The organism is Asaia platycodi JCM 25414 (assembly GCF_000614545.1).
GTDB lineage: Bacteria > Pseudomonadota > Alphaproteobacteria > Acetobacterales > Acetobacteraceae > Asaia > Asaia platycodi.
Genome location: NZ_BAKW01000021.1, coordinates 58784 through 65204, shown reverse-complemented (window position 1 = coordinate 65204; position 6421 = coordinate 58784). Strand labels below are relative to the sequence as shown.

5 protein-coding genes are annotated in these 6421 nt (G+C 58.7%); 3 read left to right on the top strand and 2 right to left on the bottom strand.

The genetic code is table 11. The features are described from left to right. Window positions 1-83 precede the first annotated feature (83 nt). Both JCM25414_RS22625 and rfaE1 read right to left on the bottom strand, forming a co-directional pair. The gene (locus JCM25414_RS22625; RefSeq protein WP_242403608.1) at window positions 84-923 is read right to left on the bottom strand and encodes an AGE family epimerase/isomerase; all 840 of its coding nucleotides are present in this window, start codon (window positions 921-923) and stop codon (window positions 84-86) included. A gap of 362 nt (window positions 924-1285) precedes the next feature. Further along, entirely contained in the window at window positions 1286-2719 is a 1434-nt protein-coding gene (gene rfaE1 / locus JCM25414_RS13985) for a D-glycero-beta-D-manno-heptose-7-phosphate kinase (RefSeq protein ID WP_025842035.1), read from the bottom strand. 251 nt (window positions 2720-2970) lie between these two features. Here rfaE1 and JCM25414_RS13980 point away from each other — a divergent pair, with 251 nt between their 5' ends. From JCM25414_RS13980 to JCM25414_RS13970, 3 genes are all read left to right on the top strand, one after another. After that, window positions 2971-4155: a S1C family serine protease gene (locus JCM25414_RS13980; RefSeq protein ID WP_242403605.1), complete on the top strand. Its 1185-nt coding sequence runs from the start codon at window positions 2971-2973 to the stop codon at window positions 4153-4155. 127 nt (window positions 4156-4282) lie between these two features. Further along, window positions 4283-4963, top strand: a complete 681-nt coding sequence (locus JCM25414_RS13975) for a winged helix-turn-helix domain-containing protein (RefSeq protein ID WP_025842033.1) — start codon at window positions 4283-4285, stop codon at window positions 4961-4963. An 18-nt stretch (window positions 4964-4981) separates the two neighbouring features. Further along, window positions 4982-6394: a HAMP domain-containing sensor histidine kinase gene (locus JCM25414_RS13970; protein ID WP_051535905.1), complete on the top strand. Its 1413-nt coding sequence runs from the start codon at window positions 4982-4984 to the stop codon at window positions 6392-6394. Window positions 6395-6421: the final 27 nt, after the last annotated feature.

Here is a 6421-nt window from a genome sequence, read left to right as displayed (position 1 = left end):
CCCTGTTAATGAGCCTGCATCAGCAACTTATCTAGTTGTCTGATCACTGTATCGCAGATGCCGAAGTGTCTGAACCGATAACGCTACAGCGCGATCTGACGGCCTGCGCCATAGATATGATACAGCGAACTCGCTGGCATATAGTCAACCAGCCTATCTCCATCGGCATCGATATGGTCGATCCAGCCGCCTTTCAGTGACAGGGGAGCGAATTGCTCCAGAAAAGAGACAGCAAAGAGTGCCGCGTTTCGCGTTTCTTCCTGTGTCTTCTCGCCCGTATAAAGCAGGCGCAGAAGTTCTGTTTGTGCCCAGATCCGCGCTGAACGTTCCAGAATTACATGGGTGTCGGTCATGCTGTCCAGCACCACATGGCGGGCGTGGTCGCAGCCAGAAGTAAGACCTGCTTTGAACAGCGTGCCCGAGTTTTGCACCAAAAGTTCTGCCTCATCGCCCGTGCAATCAGCGAGGCGAGAATAGTCTTTCAGCAGCCAAGACCACTCGAAGAGGTGGCCTGGCTGAACCTGATTTTCACCGAAGCTTTTGAGCGGGTGCCAGTCCGAACCGAAAAACTCGAGCAGCAATCCGCTGCGCGGATCAATCAGCCGAGTTCTGGCCAGTTCGACCAGTGCTTTTGCGCGCTTCAGATAAAAGCTGTCGCCTGTCGCTTCGAAAACCACGAGATAGGCTTCAAGCAGATGCATATGTGGATTCTGGCTACGCAAAACCCCTTCATCGGGCACAGCATCGACATAGCCGCCATTGGGCGCCGCGAAAATCAGATCGATATCTGTCGCAATCCGGCGCGCCATGGCCCGATCTTCCGGGCGGTCGGCGTAGCGTATGGCCCAGCCATAGGCGAAAAGAATGAAAGCGTGGGCGTAAAGATCGCGCTTTGTCTGCGCAGGGCGATCCGTCGCGGCAATTGAAAAGACCCAGCCGGGTTGGTCATCGGTTCGGTGATAGAGGCGTCTGACGGTATCAAGCAGTTCAGTGCCTGCACACCTGCGTCATGAACGCCGTCGAGCGCAGCACGGCAGAAGGTAGAGATCTGCCGTGCCTGGACCATCAGGCGCAAGGCCTGCATCGGAACGGGGCGTGACGCCCAGTCCAGACGTTCGTGAAAAAGGCCACGTTCGTGATCGAAGCCTTCATGGCTCCACAGCGGCAGGGCCTGGTTGAAAAGCCAGTTGCGCCAGCGTGCCTGTATTTCGGGGGTTGTGTCTTCGATCGCGCGCGTCATGTCACCCAGATTTCAAACGTGTCCTGCGAGCGTGGCGCCCGGGCCTTAATCGGCCTTCATTTTTTTGACGATCGAGGTCGTCGAGCGACCAGATACCAGATTGGCCAGCACGACGCGACCACCATAAGATTTGACGACATCGCCGCCTACGACCTGATCTTCGGTATAATCAGCCCCTTTTACCAGAATATCGGGTTTCAGGGCCGCTATCATTTCATAGGGTGTGTCTTCGTCGAAAATTACCACGAGATCGACATCGCGCAGCGCCCCCATGACTGTGGCACGTGCCTGCTCGTCCTGCAGCGGTCGTTCGGCACCTTTGAGGCGGCGAACGGAGTCGTCGCTGTTCAGTGCTACGATCAGCTTGTCGCCCTCCTGGGCGGCAGCCCGGATCAACGCGATATGGCCCGGATGAAGCAGGTCGAAACAGCCATTGGTGAAGACGATTCGGGCACCGTGGTGCCGCCAGGCTTCGATAATGCTCCGGGCCTCGGCAAGAGAGGCAATTACGCCGTCTTTCTCGATTTTCGATTTCAGTGCGGCGCTGAGTTCAGCGCGTGAGACGGTGGCGGTGCCGAGTTTGCCTACGACAATCGAGGCCGCATTCGTGGCAATCACCATGGCCGTTTGCAAATCGGCTTTTGCCGAGATCATGGCGGCGATAGTAGCGACCACTGTATCGCCCGCGCCGGAGACGTCGAACACTTCCGACTTCGGCACATGGGCGTGGGTCATGCGCCCGTTACGCTCGAGAAGCGTCATGCCTTCCTCAGAGCGCGTGACCAGGACATCGCCGCCGAACTGCTCCTGCGCGGCAAGTGCTGCAAAATGAATTTCGGTATCGGTTCCCACCGGCAGCCCTGTCGCGGAGGAGAGTTCCTTGCGATTGGGCGTGATGAGCTGAGCGCCTTTGTAAGCTGAAAGATCCTTGCGCTTGGGATCGACCACGACAGGAATGCTGCGCAGATTGGCGGCCTGAATGACAGCCTGAAGCACCTCGTCGCTCAACACACCCTTTGCGTAATCGGAGCAGACAACGACATCCGCTGCGTCGAGCGCAGTCAAGGCGGACGCTATGAGTTTCTCTTGAATGACAGGCGGTACGATAATCGAGGGTTCGTCATCGATACGCACGATTTGCTGGCGACCGCTCAGGACACGTGTCTTGGTGATGGTCACCCAGTCCGCGTCATCGACCAGATGATCGAGAGAGATGGTGTTTTGTCGCGCTATGGCCTGCCGCAATTCCTGCGCGGATGTGTCCTGCCCCACAAGCCCGACCAGGCTGACGGCACAGCCAAGGGCTGCGGCATTCATGGCGACATTCGCAGCGCCACCCGGCACGGTGCTGTGCTTGGCCCGCAGCAGGACAGGCACGGGTGCTTCGGGCGAGATGCGGTCGACAGAACCGTGAATATAACAATCGAGCAGAAGATCGCCAATGATCAGGACCCGGCCGAAAGTGAAGTCGTTAATCATCTGTCGTCCTTGAAAGATCGCGTCATGCAGGGCTTAGCAGCAGAGAGACACGCTTTTTGCGCGTCCTTTCCCTGTCGTCCTGCCAAAGCCGGGCGAGAATGACAATCCTCATCGCTTTGGCCTGCCAGACCAGGCCCCGTTTCGCAGCATGAGAACGAAGAGGGAAAAGAGAAGGCGATGAGAGATGGAATCATTTCATTTCTGCGCTATCGTGTCGCTATGACCCCCAATTTTACCCTGCTTGTGGTTTCTTGATGCGCGCAGTTCTTGCCCTTGCTGTCCTTGCCGGGTTTGGCGTCTCGCAGGCCTATGCCCTGCCGTCTTTCCTTGAAAAGTTTCTGCCGCACCCGCCGCCGCAGCCGAGCCACCCGGTCATTCCGGCTGTCCCACCGGCTAGTGCCGTGCAGATTCCGGCGCAGGCGGCCGTTCCTGACGGTAGCCCCGCTTTGCCACCTGTTCTGGTGCAATCCGGCCCGCTTTCTTTTGCACCGCTGGTGCAACGCGTGATTCCGGCCGTGGTGAATATTGCTATCACCCAGATCAGCTCGGAAGGTGGGGGCAAAGTGCCCGCACAGATCAAGGGCACGCCGCTTGAAAAGCGCTATCGAGAGAAGATGCAGCGCCATCAGGAGGAGATTCTGGGTGCTGGGTCGGGCTTCATCGTTGACCCATCGGGCATTATCGTCACCAATGATCATGTCGTTGGCGACGCAGATAACGTGACGGTCTCGCTTTCGAACGGTCAGGAACTACCAGCAAAGCTGATCGGGGTAGACGCCCTGACCGATATCGCCGTGATCAAGGTCGAATCGCCCAAGCCGCTTCCCTATGTGACCTGGGGTGACAGTCACAAGGTGAATGTGGGCGACTGGATTCTGGTGGCGGGCAATCCCTTCGGCTTCGGGTCTTCGGTCAGCGCAGGTATCGTTTCGGCGCGCGGGCGCGATCTTGGGGCAGGATCGCTCGACGATTTCCTGCAACTCGATGCTCCCATCAATCCGGGCAATTCGGGGGGGCCTGCTTTCAATATGCGCGGGCAGGTCGTGGCCGTGAATGCCGCCATGGTCTCGCCTGCCGGTGGGTCGGTGGGGATCGGTTTTGGTATCCCCTCCGAGATCGTCGCGCCGATCGTCGATGAGATTCGCCGTACGGGCCATGTCGATCATGGCTGGCTCGGGGTCACGCTCGATGATGGTGATGGCTCGGTCGTTCTGGTCGATGTTGATCGCAACGGCCCTGCGCAGAAGGGCGGATTGATGAAAGGCGACAAGATTACCGCCATCAATAACGCGCCAGTCGAGAATGGCCGGGCCCTGCTGCGGATCGTTGCCGCGGGGAAACCCGGGAACGCCGTTACATTCACGGTAATTCGTAAGGGCAAGACGAGCACGGTCACGCTTCCTATCGGAAAACGACCGGCTGATGCCGACGAATAAGCGAAGAACCGGTTCTTCGCCCTTTCTTCCGGGGCGTAACTGAAAGATAATAAGGTCACCCTAAAGTGAGGGTGGCGACGCGTGCGCCTAGCCAGCGAATGCCCTCCTCGAAGCCCAAGGACTGACCATGCGTATTCTGCTTGTCGAGGATGATCCAACCGTCAGGAGCTTCATTGTGAAGGGACTGAAGGAGACCGGGCACCTTGTCGAGGAAGCCGATAACGGGAAGGATGGTCTGTTTCTTGCCGTCAGCGAGAATTTCGACATCGTGATTCTTGACCGTATGCTTCCCGGCGGCATTGACGGTCTGCGCATTCTCGAGACGCTGCGTGCGCAGAATAATGCCACCCCCGTGCTGCTTCTTTCGGCTCTGGCCGATGTCGATGAGCGCGTTGCCGGTCTCAAGGCCGGTGGCGACGACTATATGACCAAGCCGTTCGCCTTCTCCGAGCTTCTGGCCCGTGTCGAGGCTCTGGCCCGTCGTGGCAGCGCCGAGCAGGCGCCGCAGACCAAGCTGACCGTTGCTGATCTAGAAATGGATCTGCTCTCGCGCACGGTAAAGCGTGGTGACGAGAAGATCGATCTTCAGCCGCGTGAATTCCGCCTGCTGGAATTTTTGATGCGTCACGCCGGTCAGGTCGTGACCCGCACCATGCTGCTGGAGCGAGTCTGGGACTACCATTTCGACCCGCAGACAAACGTGATCGACGTGCATGTGTCGCGTCTGCGCCAGAAAGTTGACAAGCCGTTCGAAACCGCGCTGATCCATACGATCCGCAATGCAGGCTATATCCTGCGCGCCAATTAAGCAGGGTTTGCCGGTTTCATGAGGTTCAGCCTGTCGCGCTTTCCCATGCTTCGTCTGTGGTGGAAGCGCGCCTGGCGCTTTCGTTCGGCGGGGCTCGGTTTCTCACTGGGCTACGGTCTGGTCTTCGCTCTTTCGGCCACGCTGTTTCTCACCTTTTTGTGGTGGCACACGATCGGGGCACTTGAGCGTGAGGTCGGTCAGGCGGTCGATGCCGATGCGCATGGGCTGGCCGAACGCTGGATGCAGGGCGGGCTTTCGAGCCTGCAACGTGCCATTCAGGATCGCCTCGATCAGGATGTTGAAGATCAGGATCTCTATCTTCTGATTACGCCGGGTGGTCAGCGTCTTGCCGGCAACATGCCTTCATGGCCCGATGCCGTGCAACGCGCGGATCGCTTTTATACGCTCAAGATCAGCCGGGCAGGTAATACAACGTCGGCAGCGATGCATGCGTATGTGCTGCCGGACGGTCTGCAATTGCTGGTCGGGCGCGACATCAGGGGGCGCGACATTCTGCGCCGCGTGCTGACCGAGACCTTCATCTGGTCCTGGCTCATGGTCACGGCGCTGGCAGTGGGCGGCGCCTGGGTGGTCCGGGGCATTTTCAGTCGCATTCTGAGTTCCATCGCGCGTACGACGACAGCCCTGGCCAATGGCGACATGCGCCAGCGCATGCCGCTTGTCGGCAATGACGTCGATCTGGTGGCGCATTCCATCAATCGGATGCTTGATCGTATTTCGAAACTGATGGAAGGCGTGAAGCAGGTCTCGAATTCCATTGCGCATGATCTGCGCACGCCCATTACCCGCGCCCGCAACCGGCTTGAGGATGCGGCGCTTCATGCGCGTACCACCGAAGAAATGCATGACGCGATCTATCGCGCCGTGGCCGATCTCGATCATGTCACGGCTGTTTTCGACGCGCTGATGCGCATTGCCCAGATCGAGGCCGGGGCGCGGCGGGCAGCTTTCGAAACAACCGATCTCATCACACCGCTTCATGATATTGTTGAACTTTATGAGGCAACGGCAGAAGAGGCCGGGTTGCAGATTGCGCTCGATCTGCCACAGCGCCTGTTCTTTCATGGCGATGCACGTCTCATTCAGCAGGCCGTGGCGAACATGATCGATAACGCCATCAAATTCTCGCCTGCCGAAACGACAGTCACATTGCGGGCCAGCGTGTCCGGGACTCTGGTGCGTATCAGCGTGACCGATGAAGGGCCGGGCATGTCTGCGGAAGATTTGCTTCGCGCTTCGGAACGGTTCTTTCGCGCCGATCAGGCGCGCAACACGCCCGGCGCCGGGCTTGGGCTGTCTCTTGTTCAGGCTGTGGCGCAGCTCCATGGTGGTAGTCTGGCGCTCGAGCCGCTCCAGCGCGGCCTGCGCGTAGTGCTGAGTCTACCCGTTGAGGAAGCCGGGTTGGCCTGAGCGATTCAGCGGGAACCTGACCACTTA